This is a genomic window from Cupriavidus sp. USMAHM13, assembly GCF_001854285.1.
Taxonomy (GTDB): domain Bacteria; phylum Pseudomonadota; class Gammaproteobacteria; order Burkholderiales; family Burkholderiaceae; genus Cupriavidus; species Cupriavidus malaysiensis.
Window position 1 is genome coordinate 1,597,129 of record NZ_CP017751.1, and the last position, 18,084, is coordinate 1,615,212.

The 18,084-nt window shown below is 67.6% G+C and carries 13 protein-coding genes and 1 other RNA gene; 6 read left to right on the forward strand and 8 right to left on the reverse strand.

The window, feature by feature from the left end:
- Nucleotides 1–498: 498 nt before the first annotated feature.
- Nucleotides 499–1,800: a hemolysin family protein gene (locus BKK81_RS06965; protein WP_071011609.1), complete on the reverse strand. Its 1,302-nt coding sequence runs from the start codon at nucleotides 1,798–1,800 to the stop codon at nucleotides 499–501.
- 55 nt (nucleotides 1,801–1,855) lie between these two features.
- Nucleotides 1,856–2,821 carry a LysR family transcriptional regulator gene (locus BKK81_RS06970; RefSeq protein WP_071011611.1) on the reverse strand — a complete coding sequence of 322 codons (966 nt, stop codon included), beginning with the start codon at nucleotides 2,819–2,821 and terminating at the stop codon, nucleotides 1,856–1,858.
- 267 nt (nucleotides 2,822–3,088) lie between these two features.
- On the opposite strand from BKK81_RS06970, the gene BKK81_RS06975 reads away from it, so the two are divergent.
- The 3 genes from BKK81_RS06975 to BKK81_RS06985 all read left to right on the forward strand — a co-directional run bounded on the left by BKK81_RS06975 (nucleotide 3,089) and on the right by BKK81_RS06985 (nucleotide 5,778).
- Nucleotides 3,089–4,015: a glutamate/aspartate ABC transporter substrate-binding protein gene (locus BKK81_RS06975; RefSeq protein ID WP_442873243.1), complete on the forward strand. Its 927-nt coding sequence runs from the start codon at nucleotides 3,089–3,091 to the stop codon at nucleotides 4,013–4,015.
- A 220-nt stretch (nucleotides 4,016–4,235) separates the two neighbouring features.
- Nucleotides 4,236–5,042 carry a transporter substrate-binding domain-containing protein gene (locus BKK81_RS06980; RefSeq protein WP_083383990.1) on the forward strand — a complete coding sequence of 269 codons (807 nt, stop codon included), beginning with the start codon at nucleotides 4,236–4,238 and terminating at the stop codon, nucleotides 5,040–5,042.
- Between the two features lie 76 nt (nucleotides 5,043–5,118).
- The gene (locus BKK81_RS06985; RefSeq protein WP_071011615.1) at nucleotides 5,119–5,778 is read left to right on the forward strand and encodes an amino acid ABC transporter permease; all 660 of its coding nucleotides are present in this window, start codon (nucleotides 5,119–5,121) and stop codon (nucleotides 5,776–5,778) included.
- Nucleotides 5,779–5,886: 108 nt separating this feature from the next.
- On the opposite strand, the gene cphA (BKK81_RS06990) is transcribed toward BKK81_RS06985, so the two are convergent.
- Together cphA (BKK81_RS06990) and cphA (BKK81_RS06995) are read right to left on the reverse strand one after the other, a co-directional pair.
- Nucleotides 5,887–8,463: a cyanophycin synthetase gene (gene cphA, locus BKK81_RS06990; RefSeq protein WP_071011616.1), complete on the reverse strand. Its 2,577-nt coding sequence runs from the start codon at nucleotides 8,461–8,463 to the stop codon at nucleotides 5,887–5,889.
- A gap of 31 nt (nucleotides 8,464–8,494) precedes the next feature.
- Nucleotides 8,495–11,137: a cyanophycin synthetase gene (gene cphA / locus BKK81_RS06995; protein ID WP_071011618.1), complete on the reverse strand. Its 2,643-nt coding sequence runs from the start codon at nucleotides 11,135–11,137 to the stop codon at nucleotides 8,495–8,497.
- 253 nt (nucleotides 11,138–11,390) lie between these two features.
- Here cphA (BKK81_RS06995) and BKK81_RS07000 point away from each other — a divergent pair, with 253 nt between their 5' ends.
- From BKK81_RS07000 to BKK81_RS07010, 3 genes are all read left to right on the forward strand, one after another.
- Nucleotides 11,391–13,697: a cyanophycin metabolism-associated ABC transporter gene (locus BKK81_RS07000; protein ID WP_071011619.1), complete on the forward strand. Its 2,307-nt coding sequence runs from the start codon at nucleotides 11,391–11,393 to the stop codon at nucleotides 13,695–13,697.
- 21 nt (nucleotides 13,698–13,718) lie between these two features.
- On the forward strand, nucleotides 13,719–14,189 hold the full coding sequence (locus BKK81_RS07005; protein WP_071011621.1) for a cyanophycin metabolism-associated DUF1854 family protein: 471 nt from the start codon (nucleotides 13,719–13,721) through the stop codon (nucleotides 14,187–14,189).
- 360 nt (nucleotides 14,190–14,549) lie between these two features.
- Complete coding sequence (locus BKK81_RS07010) at nucleotides 14,550–14,879, forward strand: RcnB family protein (protein ID WP_071011623.1); 330 nt, start codon at nucleotides 14,550–14,552, stop codon at nucleotides 14,877–14,879.
- Between the two features lie 160 nt (nucleotides 14,880–15,039).
- Here the strand turns inward: BKK81_RS07010 and ssrA are convergent.
- The 4 genes from ssrA to ompA form a co-directional block, all read right to left on the reverse strand.
- Nucleotides 15,040–15,398: a transfer-messenger RNA gene (ssrA, locus tag BKK81_RS07015) on the reverse strand.
- Between the two features lie 43 nt (nucleotides 15,399–15,441).
- On the reverse strand, nucleotides 15,442–16,134 hold the full coding sequence (gene gph, locus BKK81_RS07020) for a phosphoglycolate phosphatase (protein WP_071011624.1): 693 nt from the start codon (nucleotides 16,132–16,134) through the stop codon (nucleotides 15,442–15,444).
- Nucleotides 16,131–16,880, reverse strand: coding sequence for a bifunctional 2-polyprenyl-6-hydroxyphenol methylase/3-demethylubiquinol 3-O-methyltransferase UbiG (gene ubiG, locus BKK81_RS07025; protein WP_071011626.1), 750 nt, complete (start codon nucleotides 16,878–16,880; stop codon nucleotides 16,131–16,133). Before ubiG ends, gph begins: the two co-directional genes overlap by 4 nt.
- Nucleotides 16,881–16,995: 115 nt before the next feature.
- Nucleotides 16,996–17,655, reverse strand: coding sequence for an outer membrane protein OmpA (ompA, locus tag BKK81_RS07030; protein ID WP_071011628.1), 660 nt, complete (start codon nucleotides 17,653–17,655; stop codon nucleotides 16,996–16,998).
- Nucleotides 17,656–18,084 lie beyond the last annotated feature (429 nt).

The window sequence follows — 18,084 nt, forward strand, 5'->3', positions numbered from 1 at the left end:
GATGCTAAGTGGGACAAGGATTGGTATCTGTTCTCGCATGAGAACAAGGAGCGATTTCTCGCGGCATCCTGCCAGGCGCGGGTAGCCGAGCTTTTCGCTCCGGAGGACCGTGCCGCCCAATCAGGACTTTCCAATTCGAGGAGCGCGCCGTCCGCCGCGGCGCGCCGGGTCGATGAAGAACCATGGGGCTGTCGATGCCCATGGCCGCCGCCAAGCAGGGGCTGACGATCTCGTGCGGCGACTTGGCCAGCCGCTTCGGCCGAGCCTCCGGACCCTCCGGCGGCGGTGGATGCCTGCCGCCCGACGTGTCCGGTCCAGCTTGCCCCGGCACTCGCATCCGGATCCTCGCCACGCTGGGCGATGTCAGCGCGGCGACCGCCGCCGACAACGGCGGCATGGGGCCGCTGATAGCAACGATCCCCTTCGCCGCGGGCGAGGTGAATGCCACCTGCTTGAGCCGCCGATTGGCAGGCCCTCGCTTCGCGCGTTGCCCAGGCCTCAGGTGCCGGTGCGCTCGGCCAGCGGCAGCCGCGACACCAGCAACTGGTCGATCTTGTGGTGGTCGATGTCCACCACCTCCAGCCGGTATCCTGCCACTTCGATGGACTCGGATTTCTTGGGAATGCGCTTGAGCGTGTAGATCACCAGCCCGCCCGCGGTGTCGACGTAGTCTTCGCCCGGCAGTGTTTCCACTTCCAGCGCCTTTTTCAGGTCGACCAGCGGCGTCAGGCCGTCGACCAGCCAGGAGTTGTCGTCGCGCCGCACGATCTGCTCGTCCTCGTTGGAGTAGAGGATGTCGCCCATCAGGGCGCCGACGATGTCATCGAGCGTGACCACGCCGACCACCAGCCCGTATTCGTTCATCACCACGGCGAAGCCCTGGTGCATCTCGCGGAAGCGCGTGAGCGCTTCCGACAGGGTCAGGGTGTCGGGGATCACGAGCACGTTCTTGTCGTGATGCTTGCCGATATTGCCCAGCGGCATGGCCTGGTCGGACAGCAGCCGCTGCATGATGTCCTTGGTGTCGATGTAGCCGAGCAGGTCGTCCAGGTCGCGGCCGCACACCGGATACTGCGCGTGCGGCTCGCTGACCAGCTTGCGCCGCACGCTGTCGGTCGACTCGTCCAGTTGCAGGTAAACGACCTCGTCGCGCGGCGTCATGATGGCCGTCACGCTCTTGGAGTCGAGCTCGAACACGTTCTCGATCAGGTGGATCTCGTGCTTGTGCAGCACGCCCGCCTCGGCGCCGGCATCGACCATGGCGGCGATATCCTCGGAGGTGATCTGGTCGACCGGCTTGGTGGGCAGCCCGAACAGCCGCAGCGCGGCGTCGGCGGCCGCGTTGAACACGTAGACCAGCGGACGCAGCACCTTGAGCAGCATCAGCATGGGCTCGATCACCGCCAGTGCACACGTCTCGGGGAAGGTCATGGCGATACGCTTGGGGATCAGGTCGGCGAACTGGATGAACAGCAGCGTCACGATCAGGAAGGAGCCGATATTGGCGCTGCGCTGCGCCATGTCCTGCGCCATATAGGGCGAGAGCGCGGCGAAGACCAGGTCGGACACGTGCTTTTCGCCCAGGATGCCGGCCAGGATGGCCACGCTGTTGACGCCGATCTGCACGATGGTGAAGAAGTTGCCGGGCTCTTCCTTGAGCAGCATGACCTTGGTCGCGCGGCGGTCGCCGCGTTCGGACAGCGTCTGCAGCTTGGTGCGGCGCGAGGCCGTCAACGCGATCTCGGAGATCGAGAAGAAGGCGCTGGCCAGCACGAGGAGGAGCAGGATCAGGGCGAACATGGAGAGGGGCGCCGTATTGGCTCGTGTCGATGATGGTGCACGCCTCGCGTGGCTGTCAATTCTCGGCGCCGGCGGCCGCCGGCTCGAACACCACGGCCGGTGCCTCCAGCCGCTGCGGCAGCGCTTGCGCGGTGGCTTGCGCCACCAGGGCGAACTGGGCGCGCATGTCGTCGACCAGGCTGGAGGTGGCACGGTGGCGCGCGCGCAGCGCGTGGATCTCGAAGGGCAGGGCGGGTTCGATCTGGTGCAGTGCAATACGGGCCGGATCGGCGTCGAGCGCGGTGAACTGGTCGAGCAGGGTCAGGCCGAGCCCGGCTTCGACCATGGCCAGCGCCAGCGAGTAGGTCTGTACTTCCAGCGTGGAGCGCGGTTCCAGCCCGTTGCGCGCCAGCGTCTGGCGTACCAGCAGCCCGAGCGAGCTGTTGTCGTCGTAGGCGATGAAAGGCCGCTCGGCGAGCCGCTGCATGGACACGCTGCCGCGCCGCCCGCCGGCGGGCAGCGGCAGGCCGCGCGGCACCGCCAGCAGCATGCGTCCCGATGCTACCGCTGCCGCCGCGAGCGCTTCATGGCGTGGCGGCGAGAAGGCGAAGCCCAGGTCGATCTGGTTGGACAGCAGGCCCTGCACGATCTCGCCGGTATGGTGGGTGAGTACCTGGACCTGGGTGTCGGGGTGGCGCGCGCAGAAGCGCTGCAGCGCCGGCACCAGCAGGGGGCCGGCCAGGCTGGGCGTCGCCGCCACGCGCAGCCGCCCGGCGCCGCTGTGGCGCAGGCTTTCCGAGACGCGCCGCACCCGTTCGATCTCGCCATATAGCCGTTCGACATCGCCGTACAGGGCAGCGGCCTCGGGTGTGGCCTGGAGCCTCCCCTTGACGCGCTCGAACAGGCGGAAGCCGAGCGAAGCCTCGGCGTGCTGCAGCACGCGTGTCACGACTGGCTGGGACACGTGCAGCAGGCGCGCCGCCTCGCTGGCGGTGCCGGTCAGCATGACGGCACGGAAGACTTCGATCTGTCGCAGGCGCATGGTCGGAGGGCGCAAAGGCAGGGGATACGTCGGGACGGGCCAGGGTATAGCCTTCGGACATATTCTGGCACGTATTCGCATTGGGCAAGCCGCACGCGCTCCGCTACGCTGCGCGGATCGCATGACAGGCAGGGCCGTGCCGGGTTCCGGGGCCGGCGTGGCGGCAGGCGGCGGGGTGCCCGGCCGCCGCGCGCCCCGGCGCGCCCGGCATGGCCCTGGCCTGGCATCGTGCGATCCGGATCGTCCCCCCACCAGGAGAGCCTCACCATGATGCTGAACGTACGCCCGATGCGAACCTCCTCCCGCCGGCGCGCCGCGGCCGCCGCGGCCCTGTTCGCGCTGGCATCCGCGGCCGCCGGCGCCGCCGAGGGCGATAGCGACACGCTGCGCAAGATCAAGGACAGCGGCGTGATCACGCTGGGCTACCGCGAGTCTTCCATCCCCTTCTCCTACACCAACGGCAAGGACGTGATGGGTTACTCGCACGAGATCATGCTGCACATCGTCGACAAGGTGAAGGCGCAGCTGAGCCTGCCAGGGCTGCAGGTGAAGCTGATGCCGATCACCTCGCAGAACCGCATCCCGCTGATGATGAACGGCACCATCGACCTGGAGTGCGGCACCACGACCAATAACCTGGAGCGGCAGAAGCAGGTCGCCTTCAGCAACAGCCTGTTCGTCTATGGCCTGCGCATGCTGACGCGCAAGGACTCCGGCATCAAGGACTTCCCCGACCTCGCCGGCCGCAATGTGGTGACCACCGCCGGCACCACCGACGAGCGCCTGCTGGTGAAGATGAACGGCGAGAAGGCCATGAACATGAACCTGATCAGCACCAAGGACCACGGCCAGTCCTTCCTGATCCTGGAAAGCGGGCGCGCCGTCGCTTTCGTGATGGACGAGCCCTTGCTCTACGGCGAACTGACCAAGGCCAAGAACCGCGACGACTGGGTGGTGGTCGGCACGCCGCTGCAGACGGAGAACTATGCCTGCATGCTGCGCAAGGACGATCCGGCCTTCAAGAAGCTGGCCGACGGCGTGATCGCCGACCTGATGACCAGCGGCCGTGCCGAGCTGCTCTACAAGAAGTGGTTCCAGTCGCCGATCCCGCCGCGCGGCCTCAACCTGAACTACCCGCTGTCGGCCGATATGAAGTCGCTCTACGCCCAGCCCAACGACAAGGCTTTCCAGTAGCGCCGCCGCGGCCGCGCCGGGCGGTGCTTGCGCGGCCCGCCGGCTCGCGTGCTGCGGCGTCCGGGTCGCATCCTGCGCGGGCACGTCCTAGAATGGATGCGACCACGCCTGCGCTGGCGCGGCGCCGCATGCATCACTGCGGTGCCGCCCGTTGCGGACGCGGCGCGGCCGGCCTGCCTCGGGCCGAGCCGGACCGATTGCCAGAACGATGGGAGGAGCCATGCGAACGCTTCGAAGGGGCTGGGCCGCTTTCCTGTTCGCGATGACGGCCTCGGTGGCCGGCTTGTTCTGCACGCCGGCCGGGGCGGCCGACCTGCTCGATGCGGTCCGGCAGGCCGGCGCGCTGAAAGTCGGGCTGGAAGGGACCTACCCGCCTTTCAATTTCCGCGGCCCGGATAACCAGCTCGACGGCTTCGACGTCGACGTGGCGAAGGCTGTGGCGGCCAGGCTGGGGGTCAAGGCGGAATTCGTCACCACCGAATGGAGCGGCATCATCGCCGGCCTGCAGGCGGGCAAGTTCGACGTGATCGTCAACCAGGTCGCGATCACGCCGCAGCGGCGCGAGGTGCTCGATTTCTCCACCCCCTACGCTTATTCGGCGGCACAGCTGATCCAGCGCCAGGACGACAAGCGTGCCTTCCGTTCGCTGGCCGACCTGAAGGGGTTCAAGCTGGGCGTCAGCCTGGGCAGCAACTACAACGAGATGGCCAAGTCGGTGCCGGGCATCGACCTCAAGACCTATCCCGGCGCGCCCGAGTACCTGCGCGACCTGGCCGCGCAGCGCATCGATGCCGCGCTCAACGACCGCTTGATGGTGGGCTACCTGGTCAAGACCGCCAAGCTGCCGTTGCGGCCCGGTGCCGTGCTGCCGGGTGCCAATGCCGAAGTGGCCATTCCGTTCCGCAAGGGCAATCCCGCCTTCGCCAAGGCCATCGACCAGGCGCTGGAGGGCCTGCGCCGGGACGGCAGCCTGGCCCGCCTGTCGACCAAGTGGTTCGACGTCGACGTGACACGCCCGGCCCGTTAGCGGCGCCGGCCAACTCACCGGCCCATGCGGGCGTGCCGGCCGGCGCGCCCGTGCGGCCGGCTTTCGCGCTGCCGCCATGCCTGCTCTGAAGCTGGTGCTGGATTCACTGCCCGTGCTGTTGCAGGGCATGCTGCTGACGGTGAAATTCGCCGTGTGGTCGATGGGCTTCGGCCTGCTGGTGGGCCTGCTGGTGGCGCTGATGGGCATCAGCGGCCAGCGCCTGGCGGTGGCCCTGGCGCGCGGCTACGTCAGCATCATGCGCGGCACGCCGCTGCTGGTGCAGATCTTCGTCGTCTACTACGGCCTGCCGGGCATCGGCATCGCGCTGGAACCGACCCCGGCCGGCGTGCTGACGCTGAGCCTGAACGTCGGCGCCTACCTGTCGGAAAGCATGCGCGGTGCCATTGTCGGCGTGGCGCGCGGCCAATGGCTGGCGGCCTACAGCCTCGGCTTCACGCCGCTGCAGGCGCTGCGCTACGTGATCGGCCCGCAGGCCCTGCGGCTGGCGGTGCCGAGCCTGTCCAACAGCCTGATCAGCCTGATCAAGGACACGTCGCTGGTGTCGGTCATCACGGTGACCGAACTGCTGCGCACGGCGCAGGAAGTGATCGCCGCCACCTACCAGCCGCTGCCGCTCTACCTGGCAGTGGCCGCCATCTACTGGGTGCTCAGCACGCTGCTGGCCGGGCTGCAGCACATGCTCGAGCGCCGGCTTGCGCTGCCGGGGCGGCATTGAGGCACTGCGCGGTGGTACGGCGCAGTGGTACGGCGTGAAAAGGGGAGGCGCCAATGAAAAAGGCCGGCCCGCAGAGGGCCGGCCTGTGCCGGTCGCCGAGGCTCGAGCCTAGACCCGGGCTTCGCCGATACGCTTGGCGATGTGGTCGAGCGCTTCTTCCACCTGGTCGACCAGGATCAGGCACAGGTCGCCCGGCTGCAGGCGTGCCAGGCCGGTGTCGATCGCCACGAACTCGCCGCGGATCTCTTCCACGTGGCTGGCGCGCTGGGCGCCTTCCAGGCCTTCGCGCAGCAGGGCCAGCACTTCGCCATCCTCGCGGCCGCGCTGGCACTGGTCCTGGTAGAGGATGACGTCGTCGAACACGCCGCCGAGGATCTGCGTCTGGCGGCGGATGTCTTCGTCGCGGCGGTCGCCGGCGCCGCTGATCACCACCACGCGGCGCTTGCCGGGCATGCTCTGCACCGCGGTGCTGAGCGCCTGGATGGCATCCGGGTTGTGGCCATAGTCGGCGATCAGCGTGGCACCCTTGTAGTCGAACACATTGAAGCGTCCGGGGGCCGTCTGCGCGTCGCTGTCGAAGTGCATCAGGCCCTGGCGCACCACGTTCCAGTCGACGCCGAGCGCCCACGCCGCGGCGACCGAAGCCATCGCGTTCTCGACCTGGAAGCCGATACTGCCGCCACGCGTGAGCGGCATGTCGGAGAAGGCGATGCGGACTTCCTTGTCCCCTTCGGCCGCCACGATCTCCTGTCCGTCGACGAAGACCACGCGCTTGCCCTGGGCGCGGTGGGTGGCCATCGCGGGTTCCTGCGGATCGCGTGCGAAGAAGGTGACGCTGCCCGGGCAGGCGTCGGCCATGCGCGCGACCATCGGGTCGGCGGCATTGAGCACGGCCATGCCGTGCGGCGCCACGTTCTGCACGATCACGCTCTTGAGCACGGCGAGGTCTTCCACCGTGCTGATATAGGACAGGCCCAGGTGATCGCCTTCGCCCACATTGGTCACCACCGCGACGTCGCAGCGGTCGAAGGCCAGGCCTTCACGCAGCAGGCCGCCGCGCGCGGTCTCGAACACGGCCGCGTCGACGTCCGGGTGCAGCAGCACGCTGCGCGCGCTGCGCGGGCCGCTGCAGTCGCCGGTGTCGATGCGCTCGCCCTGGATGTAGACGCCATCGGTGCCGGTCATGCCCATGCGCAGGCCGCTGGTGGCCAGGATATGGGTGATCAGGCGCACCGTGGTGGTCTTGCCGTTGGTGCCGGACACCGCCACCACCGGGATGCGGCCATCGTCGCCGTCGGTGAACATGGTCGAGACGATGGCCTCGCCGACCGCGCGGCCCTTGCCGTACGAAGGCTGCAGGTGCATGCGCAGTCCCGGCGCGGCATTGACTTCGACGATGCCGCCGGCCTGCTCCTCGAAGGGTTTCAGCACGGTCTCGCAGACCGCGTCGACGCCGCAGATGTCGAGGCCCACCATCTGCGCGGCGGCCACTGCGCGCGCGGCGATGTCCGGGTGCACGTCGTCCGTCACGTCGGTGGCGCTGCCGCCGGTCGACAGGTTGGCATTGTTGCGCAGGACCACGCGCGTGCCCTTGGCGGGTACCGAGTCGGCGCTCAGGTTCTGCTTGGCCAGGGTGGCCAGCGCGATGTCGTCGAAGCGGATCTTGGTCAGCGAGGTGGCGTGGCCCTCGCCGCGGCGCGGGTCGCGGTTCACTTCCTCGACCAGCTGGCGCACGGTGTGCACGCCATCGCCGGTGACCTGGGGCGGGTCGCGCCGCGCCGCCGCCACCAGGTGCTTGCCGACCACCAGCAGGCGGAAGTCATGGCCCGGGATATAGCGCTCGACGATCACGTCGGAGCTGATGTCCTCGGCCACCTTGTAGGCCGCCAGCACTTCCTCGCGGGTGCGGATGCGCACCGCCACGCCCTTGCCCTGGTTGCCATCGCGCGGCTTCACCACCACCGGCGCGTTGATCTCCTGGGCGGCAGCCCAGGCCTCTTCGGCGCTGCGTACCGAGCGGCCCAGCGGCACCGGCACGCCGGCGGCGTGCAGCAGGCGCTTGGTCAGGTCCTTGTCCTGCGCGATCGATTCGGCCACCGCGCTGGTCATGTCGGTCTCGGCGGCCTGGATGCGGCGCTGCTTGCTGCCCCAGCCGAACTGCACCATGCTGCCCTGGGTCAGGCGCCGGTAGGGGATGCCGCGTGCCACCGCCGCATAGACGATGGAGCCGGTGCTGGGGCCCAGGCGCACGTCCTCGTCGAGCTCGCGCAGGCGGTGCAGGGCGTCGTCCAGGTCGAACGGGGTGTCGTCGCGGGCCGCCTTGCACAGGGCCTCGGCCAAGTCGAAGGCCAGGCGGCCGACTTCTTCTTCGCTGTACTGCACCACCACCTGGTAGGTGCCCGGCTCGACCGTGGGCGCGGTGCGGCTGAAGGTGACGGGGCAGCCGGCCGCGGCCTGCAGGCGCAGCGCGGCGACTTCCAGCACGTGCGCCAGCGAGACGATGCCTTCCTCGTCGTCGGGCCGCAGCGGGCCGATGTCCGGGAAACGCGCGCGCAGCCGGTCTTCGAAGCCCGGCAGGTCGGTCAGCATGTGCGATTGGTCGGAGCAGGCCACGATCGCCTCGATCGCGGTATGGCGGCACCACAGGTTGGGGCCGCGCAGGGCCCGGATACGTGAGACTTCCATGAAATCGGTTTCCTCTTGGCAGCGCGTGCGCTCAGGCGCGGCGGGCCGCCTGGCCCATCCATTGGTGGACGTGGTCCACGGTGGCGGCGGTGCTGGCCTCGTCGCACTGCAGGACCAGCAGGTCGCCCGGCACCAGTTGCGCCAGCGCGGCTTCGATGGCCTCGCGGCGCATCCCCTCGTCGATGATCTTGGTGACGCGGCGGCCTTCGTACAGGCCCTGCTTGAGCAGGGCGCGGGCCTCGCTGTCGGGCTGCGCGCCGGCTACGCTGCGGTCCTCGCACAGGAATACGCGGTCGAAGGCGGCGCCGAGCACCTTGCCCTGCTTGACCAGGTCCTGCTCACGGCGCGGCGCGCCGGCGCCGTAGACCACCATGCGGCGCTCGGCCGGGAAGCGGTCGAGCGCGGCGACCAGCGCTTCCAGCGCGGGCGCATTGTGCGCGTCGTCGATCACCACGGTGGTGCCGTTGCGCTCGAACAGGGTGAAGCGGCCCGGCACGTCGACCTGGCCGACGTCGAAGGTCACCACGCCGGCGCGGATCAGGTCGTGCGAGATGCCCAGCGCCCAACCGGTGGCCACGGCCGCCAGCACGTTCTCGATCTGGAACGAGACGCGGCCGGCGTAGGTCAGCGGGATGGCCGAGACATCGGCCAGCGGCGCCTCCGCGGCGCCGGTGGCGAGCACCACCTTGCCGTCGCGCACGAACACCGAGCGCTTGCCGGCGGCACGGTGGGCAGCCAGGGCGGGCAGGTCGGGCGAGAGGCCGAAGAAGATCACCTCGCCGTCGCACAGCTCGGCCATTTCCACCACCATCGGGTCGCGCGCGTTGAGCACGGCGGCGCCCTCGGGCAGCACCACGTCGATCTGGGTGCGCAGTACGTTGTACATGCGGTCCGGCTCTTCGATGTAGTACTGGCCCAGGTGGTCGGGCTCGTCGATGTTGGTGACCACGCCGACCTGGCAGCGGTCGTAGGCCAGGCCTTCGGAGAGGATGGTGCCGCTGTCGTTCTCGAACACCGCGGCCTCGACGGCGCGGTTCATCAGGATGCGGTGCGCGGCGTCCCAGTTGGCGCGGTCGCCGCCTTCCACCTGGCGGCGGTCGAGGAACAGACCGTCGCTGCAGGCCAGGCCGGTGTGCTTGCCGGCCAGTTGCAGCAGCCGCGCCACCAGCTTGGCGACGATGGTCTTGCCGTTGGTGCCGGTGATGCCGACCAGCGGGATGCGGCCGTTGTCGCCGCCGGGCTGGCCGGCGCCCTTGAACAGGTGCTCGACGATGGCGCGGCCGACCGGGCGCGGCTGGCCGTCGGCCGGCTTGATGTGCATCAGCAGGCCGGGGCCGGCATTGACTTCGACCACCGCGCCGCCTTGTTCGGCCAGGGGGCGGCTGATGTCGGTCGCGACCAGGTCGACGCCGGCGATGTCCAGGCCGACGATGCGGGCGGCCAGCGAGGCGTGGCGCGCCACGCTGGGGTGGACGCGGTCGGTCACGTCGAAGGCGACGTTGCCGTTGCGCTGGACCAGCACGGTCTTGCCTTCCGGTGGCACCGAGCTGCCTTCCAGGCCCTGGCGCTTGAGCTCCAGGCGGGCTGCGGAGTCGAGCCGCACGCGGTTCAGCGGGTGGTCCTCGGTGCTGCCGCGGCGCGGGTCGGAATTGATCTGCAGTTCGATCAGTTCCTCCACGGTGGACTTGCCGTCGCCGACCACGCTGGCGGTCTCGCCCATGGCCGCCGCGACCAGGCGGCCGCCGACCACCAGCAGGCGGTGCTCGTTGCCGGGCACGAAACGCTCGACAATGACCCCGTTGCCTTCGTCGATGGCGACCGCGTAGGCGGTCTGCACCTCTTCCTGCGTGGTCAGGTTGGTGAACACGCCGCGCCCGTGGTTGCCGTCGTAGGGCTTGACCACCACCGGCACGCCGATGTCCTGGGCGGCTTTCCAGGCGTCGTCCGCATCGTCGACCATGCGGCCTTCGGGCACCGGCACGCCACAGGATTCGAGCAGGCTCTTGGTCAGGTCCTTGTCGCGCGAGATGCTTTCGCCGATGGCGCTGGTACGGTCGGTCTCCGCCGTCCAGATGCGGCGCTGGCGCGCGCCGTAGCCGAGCTGCACCAGGTTGCCGTCCGACAGGCGTACGGACGGGATGTCGAAATCGTCCGCCGCATCGACGATGCAGGCCGTGCTCGGGCCCAGGCAGTGCTCGTCGACCAGGCTGCGCAGGTGTTCGACCGCTGCCCCGACGTCGTAGGGGCGGTCCTCGATCGCCGCCATCACGAGGTCGCGGGCGGCCTGGAGCGCGGCGCGCGTCACTTCCTCATGCCAGGCGCGCACAATGACCTTGTACACCCCGCGTACCGGGGTCTCCCGTGCCTTGCCGAAGCCACCGGGCATGCCCGCGAGGTTCTGCAACTCGAGCGTGACGTGTTCGAGGATGTGTCCGGGCCAGGTGCCTTCCTTCAGGCGCTGCAGGAAGCCGCCGCGCTCGCCGATGCTGCAGCGGTGCTCGACCAGCGACGGCAGCCAGCAGGAGAGTCGTTCGTAGAAGCCCGGAATCGTGTTGGAGGGGTAGTCCTCCAGTTCCCCGATATCGACCCACGCCTCCAGCACGGGCCGATATGTCCACATATTCGGGCCGCGCAGCGACATGACATCGACGATCTCAATGTCCTTCTTTTTCATTGATTTAGCTTGAGGCAGTGCTTGAGGCAGTGGGCGAGCGCCCGAGAATTTGAGGCGTAACCTTTCAATAACGTTACGGCGTGTCGCGGGTTGACCAAGGGAGAGAAAAAGTGTTTGTGCTATGCATCAAAAAACGCTGATGCGCGTGCCTTATGTATACTTGCGGGCGAAATTGCGGACCGGCTAGTACGATTCCGCGCTAAATTGTTTCAAGTTATATCCGCATCCGGCGGAAATAACACGCCGCATCCACATGACCCAGCCAGCCTTGCCCGACCCGCAACAACCTGCCGACGATCCCTGGCGCGCCGAACTCGGCGCTTCCCTGCTGCCTGGCGAGGTGCTTGCAGCCGGGGTGGTGCTCGACCTGGATGCGAGGCTGCATTTTACTAAAGGGTGGGCGGTTGTGACGGATCGTCGTTTGCTGGCGCGCGCGCCGGGGCAGACGGCGGTCCAGGCCTGGCGCATCGAACCCGGCATGCGGCTGGTGCACAGCGACCATGCCGGCGTGGGGATGCTGGAGTTGCAGCAGGGCCAGGCGCGCCTGGCCAGCTGGCGCTATACGCTGGGATACAACCCGGCCGCCCTGCGCCTGGTCGACCAGTTCGACGCGGTGCTGGACGCTCCGGGCGGCGCCGCGGCCGGGGAGGAGGGCGAGGAAGAAGGCGAGGCCTGTCCTTCCTGCGGGGCGCCGCTGCCGCCCGGGGCGGAATCCTGCCCGCAGTGCAGCCGCGAGCTGGAGGCGCCGCCCTCCACCTGGGCACTGCTGCGGCTGTGGCGCTTCGCCCGGCCGTACCGCTTCGAACTGCTGACCGGCTTCGTGCTGACACTGTTGTCCACCGGCGCCACCCTGGTACCGCCTTACCTGACCATGCCGTTGATGGACAAGGTGCTGATTCCCTACCAGAACGGCCTGCCGATCGACTACGGCCTGGTGCGGCTGTACCTGGGCGGGCTGCTCGGTGCCGCGCTGGTGGCATGGAGCCTGGGCTGGGCGCGGACCTACCTGCTGGCGCGCGTATCCGAGCGTATCGGTGCCGATCTGCGCACCACCACCTACGAACACCTGCTGCGCCTGTCGCTCGAGTACTTCGGCGGCAAGCGCACCGGCGACCTGATGGCACGTATCGGCTCGGAAAGCGACCGCATCTGCGTCTTTCTTTCGCTGCATCTGCTGGACTTTGCCACCGACGTGCTGATGATCGTGATGACGGCGGTCATCCTGATCTCGATCAATCCCTGGCTGGCGCTGGTGACGCTGGTGCCGCTACCCTTCATCGCCTGGATGATCCACCTGGTGCGCGACCGCCTGCGCCACGGTTTCGAGAAGATCGACCGCATCTGGTCGGAGATCACCAACGTACTCGCCGACACCATTCCGGGCATTCGCGTGGTCAAGGCCTTCGCGCAGGAGAAACGCGAGGTGGAGCGCTTCCGCGAGGCCAACAAGCACAACCTGGCAATCAATGACCGCGTCAACGCGGTGTGGTCGCTGTTCACGCCGACCGTCACCTTGCTGACCGAGGTGGGCCTGCTGGTGGTGTGGATCTTCGGTATCTGGCAGGTGTCGCAGAACGCCATCACGGTGGGGGTGCTGGTGGCCTTCCTCACCTACATCAGCCGCTTCTACACGCGCCTGGATTCGATGAGCCGCATCGTCTCGGTGACGCAGAAGGCGGCCGCCGGCGCCAAGCGCATCTTCGACATCCTCGACCATGTGTCGAGCGTGCCCGAGCCGGCGCGCCCGACCCACCTGGAGCAGGTCAGGGGCGCCATCGAACTGCGCGACCTGGGTTTCCGCTACGGTAATCGCGCGGTGATCCGCGGCCTCGACCTGTCGATCGCCCCCGGCGAGATGATCGGGCTGGTCGGTCACAGCGGTTCCGGCAAGAGCACGCTGGTCAACCTGATCTGCCGCTTCTACGACGTTTCGGAGGGCGGGATCCGTGTCGATGGCATCGACATCCGCTCGCTGCCGGTGTCGGAGTACCGCCGCAATATCGGCCTGGTGCTGCAGGAGCCCTTCCTGTTCTTCGGCACGATCGCCGACAACATCGCCTACGGCAAGCCCGGCGCCACGCGCGAGGAGATCATCGCCGCCGCCCGCGCGGCCCACGCCCATGAGTTCATCCTGCGCCTGCCGCACGGCTACGACTCGCTGGTCGGCGAGCGCGGCCAGGCGCTGTCGGGCGGCGAGCGCCAGCGTATCTCGATCGCCCGGGCCCTGTTGATCGACCCACGCATCCTGATCCTCGACGAAGCCACTTCGTCGGTCGATACCGCGACCGAGAAAGAAATCCAGAAGGCCCTGGACAACCTCGTGCAGGGGCGCACCACGATCGCTATCGCGCACCGCTTGTCGACGCTGCGCAAGGCAGACCGGCTGGTGGTGATGGATCGCGGCCAGGTTGTCGAAGTGGGCAACCATGACGAGTTGATGGCGCGTGAAGGCGCCTATTACAAGCTGTACCAGGCGCAGGCGCGCAATGTCGATGTCGAGGATGCATCCCCGGCCGACGAAGCAAGCGCTGGCGCCGCTGAACCGCTGAGCGCGCAATAGCAACAGGAAAGGAAGAGAGCGATGGTAAGCACCGGATTCACGCTCGTGCGCAACCAGCTGGGCCGCCTGGTCATGACGCTGGCCGACGGCACTGTCCACGAAGGTGTGGTGCCCGTGCGGGCATTCCCGATTTCCGCGCCGGACGACGGTGTCGGCGTGATGAGTACCGATGGCCGCGAACTGGCTTGGATTCCCCGGCTGGACGCCCTGCCGGCCAATGAGCGGGCGCTGCTGGCGGAAGAACTGGCCAGCCGCGAGTTCATGCCGGAGATCCGCCGCATCGTCTCGGTATCGACGTTCGCCACGCCGAGCGAATGGACGGTGCAGACCGATCGCGGTGCAACCACGCTGACACTGCGCGGCGAAGAAGACATCCGCCGGCTGTCCGGTGCCACGCTGATGATCTCCGACAGCCATGGTATCCACTATCTGATCCGCGACCTGTCCGGACTCGATCGCGGCAGCCGCAAGATCCTCGACCGCTTCCTCTAATGCCGTGCGGGCGGCGCTTTTGCCGCCGCCGCGTCCGGTCCATCGCTCCGGCGCGCCGATGTGCTGCGTGCGCCGCCCATTTGCTACCGCCTGCTCGCACTGTCCGCTTGCGCGGCTGCCGGCGCGTCCCGCGCTTCCGGCCCGTGGCGCGGAAACATACGCCGACGCACTATCAGCGCCTAAACTGGTTGAGGCGAAGCGCAGTACGCGGAACGCGGCGGCGGGCGGATTCCCGGGAAATGGGCAAGGGCAAGCGACGCCCAGGCGCACATCCCAATGCCGGCGCCTGCCCTGGCGGCGGAAGTTGCCGCGTGCCGGGCTGTCTAGGCAGCACCAACCATTTGATGCAAGGAGATCGCAATGAAGAAGACCAAGGCGTTGCTGAGCTTGCTGCTGGCGGTCGGTGTCCTCGGGCCCGGCACAGGCCTGGCCCAGCCGTCCGGGCATCACAAGGCCATGAAGCAGGAGGCCATGCCGGCCGGCGGCGGTGCGGGTCCCTTCAACTACATGCCGGGGCAGTGGAAGGCGGGCGATCGCCTGCCGGCCGAGTACCGCGACCGTCAGTACGCGATCGACGATTATCGCGAATACCAGTTGCCCGCGCCCAAGCGCGGACATCATTGGGTCGGCGTCGGCTCGGAATTCTTCCTGGTCAACGGTAATGGGGTGATTGCGCAGGTCGGGCCCTGAGCACAGTCCAGGAATACCTGTAAAAAAGCCCGCCTTTCGGCGGGCTTTTTTTGAGCGATGGCATTATCGGGAAAATCACCGCCATTCAGCGGGTGGCTCGGATGGCCAGGCCATTCGATTTCGCTTTCGGTTCGGCGTTTACCGGATATTGCCTGGAAACTGGTGGAGCCGGCGGGAATCGAACCCGCGTCCGCAAGCCCTCCACAGAGAGTTCTACATACTTAGTTCTGTCATTTGATTTAACCGCCGCATCGCGGACGAACACGCTCTACGACGGCGAGTCACTTGGTTTTCGTCCCCGGAGTCGTGACCCTTCCGGGGCTTATCTGACGTAAATGACCTCGCGTGGTCTTGCGACCCTAGCCCGTCAGCGAGCCAGTGCGAGGACGGCCGCAATTAAGCGGCCAGTGCGTAACGTTCGTCGTTAGCAGTTATTACATTCCCATTGATTAACGAGGTGACGGGTCCTCGGTATGCCCTCCACTGCTTCGCAACCCACGTCGAAACCAGGTCGGCCCCAGTGTGAAGAAGAGAGATTGTACCGCGTTGGACGCCCGCTGTGTCAGGGAGTTCCGCCGGGCTTTGCCATGCCGGCCCGGGCGAGCAGCGGCAGCAGTTCCTCGGGGTGCCGGATCAGGTAGTCGGCGCCCCATGCTTCCGGCGGGTCTTCTTCACCGCAGTAGCCATAGGCGGCGGCGACGGTGACCATGCCGGCCGCCTTGCCGGCCTGGATGTCGCGCAGGTCGTCGCCGACGTAGGCGCAGCGTGCCGGCGCGACGCGGCTCAGTTCGGCGGCGAGCAGCAGCGGGGCAGGGTGGGGCTTGGCGTGGGCCGTGGTGTCGCCGCTGACCACGGCGGCCGCGCGCGGCGTCAGGCCGATGGCTTCCACCAGCGGGCGGGTGAAGCGGGTCTGCTTGTTGGTGACGATGCCCCATGGGATGCCGGCGGCCTCGAGCGCGCGCAGCACCGCCTCCATGCCGTCGAACAACTGCGTGCGCGCGGCGATGTCGGCCTCGTAGTAGTCGAGGAAGGCATCGCGCAGGGCCGGGAACTCCGGATCGTCCGGCGTCTTGCCGAAGGCCGCGCCGATCAGGCCGCGCGCACCGTGCGAGGCGACCGGGCGCAGTCTTTCGTAGGCCACCGGCGCGCGGCCGTGCTCGACGGCGAGCCGGTTGGCCGCGGCCGCGAGATCGGGCGCGGTGTCGGCCAGCGTGCCGTCGAGGTCGAAGAAGACGGCCTGCAGTTCCGTGATCATGCGGCCTCCCGGCGGAAGGCCATCATGTAGTTGACGTCGGTGTCGCGGCCCAGTTCGTAGGTCTGCGACAGCGGGTGGTAGCTGAGGCCGCGCATCTCCAGCAGGTCGAGCCCCGCCTGGCGGGCGAAGCGCGCCAGTTCGGCCGGCTTGATGAACTTGTCGTAATCGTGCGTGCCCTGCGGGATCATTTTCAGCACGTACTCGGCGCCGACCACGGCAAACAGATAGGCTTTCAGGTTGCGGTTGATGGTCGAGAAGAAGACGTAGCCGCCAGGGCGGACCAGCGCGGCGCAGGCGCGCACGATGGAGGCCGGGTCCGGCACGTGCTCCAGCATCTCCATGCAGGTCACCACGTCGAAAGCGGCAGGCGTGCGTGCCGCCAGGGCTTCGACCGCGATCTCCTCGTAGTCGACGCGGACACCGGATTCCAGGCTGTGCAGGTCGGCCACGCGCAGTGCCTTGCGGGCGAGGTCGATGCCGCGCACCTGGGCGCCGAGCCTGGCCATGCTTTCGGACAGGATGCCGCCGCCGCAGCCTACGTCCAGGACCTGCTTGCCGGCGAGGGGGGCGATGCCATCGATCCAGCCGAGCCGCAGCGGATTGATTTCATGCAGGGGTTTGAATTCGCTGTTCGGATCCCACCAGCGATGCGCCAGCTCGCTGAATTTGTCGATCTCCTTCGGGTCGGCATTGGTGGCGGGCTCTGGCGTGGCGGTGGTGTCGTGGGAGGAGGAAGGGCTGGACATCGGGGAACTGGGGCGCGGCCAGCGGCGGCGCCGGGAGGGAGTCAGGTCTGGGGCAACTGTACCAAAAAAAAAGCCCAGCTTGCGCTGGGCTTCTTCTCATCGGGAGAGATTCCGATTAGCGGGCGCTGCGAGTGCCGACCACTTCCACTTCCACGCGGCGGTTCGGCTGCTGGCAGGCGATCTGGGCCTTGCGGTTGCCCTTGCAGGACTTCGGATCGACCTTCAGCTGGCGCTTGCCCTTGCCTTCGGTGTAGACGCGGTTGGCTTCCACGCCCTTGCTCACCAGGTAGGCCTTGACGGCTTCGGCGCGGCGGATCGACAGGCGATCGTTGTACTTGTCCGAACCGAACGAGTCGGTGTGGCCAACGGCGATGATCACTTCCAGGGTGATACCCGACAGCTTGGAGGTCAGGTCGTCCAGCTTGGCCTTGCCTTCGGGCTTCAGGACAGCCTTGTCGAAGTCGAACAGGGTGTCAGCAGCGAAGGTGACCTTCTCGCTCGAAACGACCGGCGGGGCGACCGGCGGTTGCGGCTGTGCCACGGGGGCGGTTGCCGGAGCCAGCGCGCCGTCGCACTGCGCATTTGCGGTGGCGGGGGTCCAGGAGCTGTCGCGCCAGCAGAGCTCGTTCGTGCCGTTCTTCCACACGTACTCGCTCGTACCGTTGCCCCAGTTATCGTTCACTGCCTTCTTTTCATAGGGCACGGACTGGGCTTGAGCGGATGCAGCCATTACTGCGGTAGCTGCAACGAGCGCGAGCTTGGCAAATTTTTTCATATTTCTCCTCTCAGGATGAGATCACCGCAGGGTTACTGCGAGCAAATGGACGAAAACAAGTCATACATTCTTCGGAGTATAACATTCTCGATGTGGCGGATGCTCCACTTCGAACAATGTCTGGCTCTTCGCTGGGGAATTGTGCCACAAGGCTCGTTTCCTAAGAAGTAAATATATTCGATTCAATCCGGCGCTTTTGGGCCTGTGGTGTTTGTGCAACATGCACCTTGTGGTGCCCGCAAAGCCTTGTGCCATCAGGGTTGCAGCCGGTCGGGAGGGGATTGTCGAGGGTCGCGAAGCGCCGTTCCCGAGGGGGCTGCAGGTGGTGCCGGGGCCGCCGGGAAGGGGTGGCTGGCATGCTAGAATGGCATGTTGGCCGCCTGTCATGGGGCCGCCCCCGGGAAGGTCATTTCGGGGGGCACCATTTGC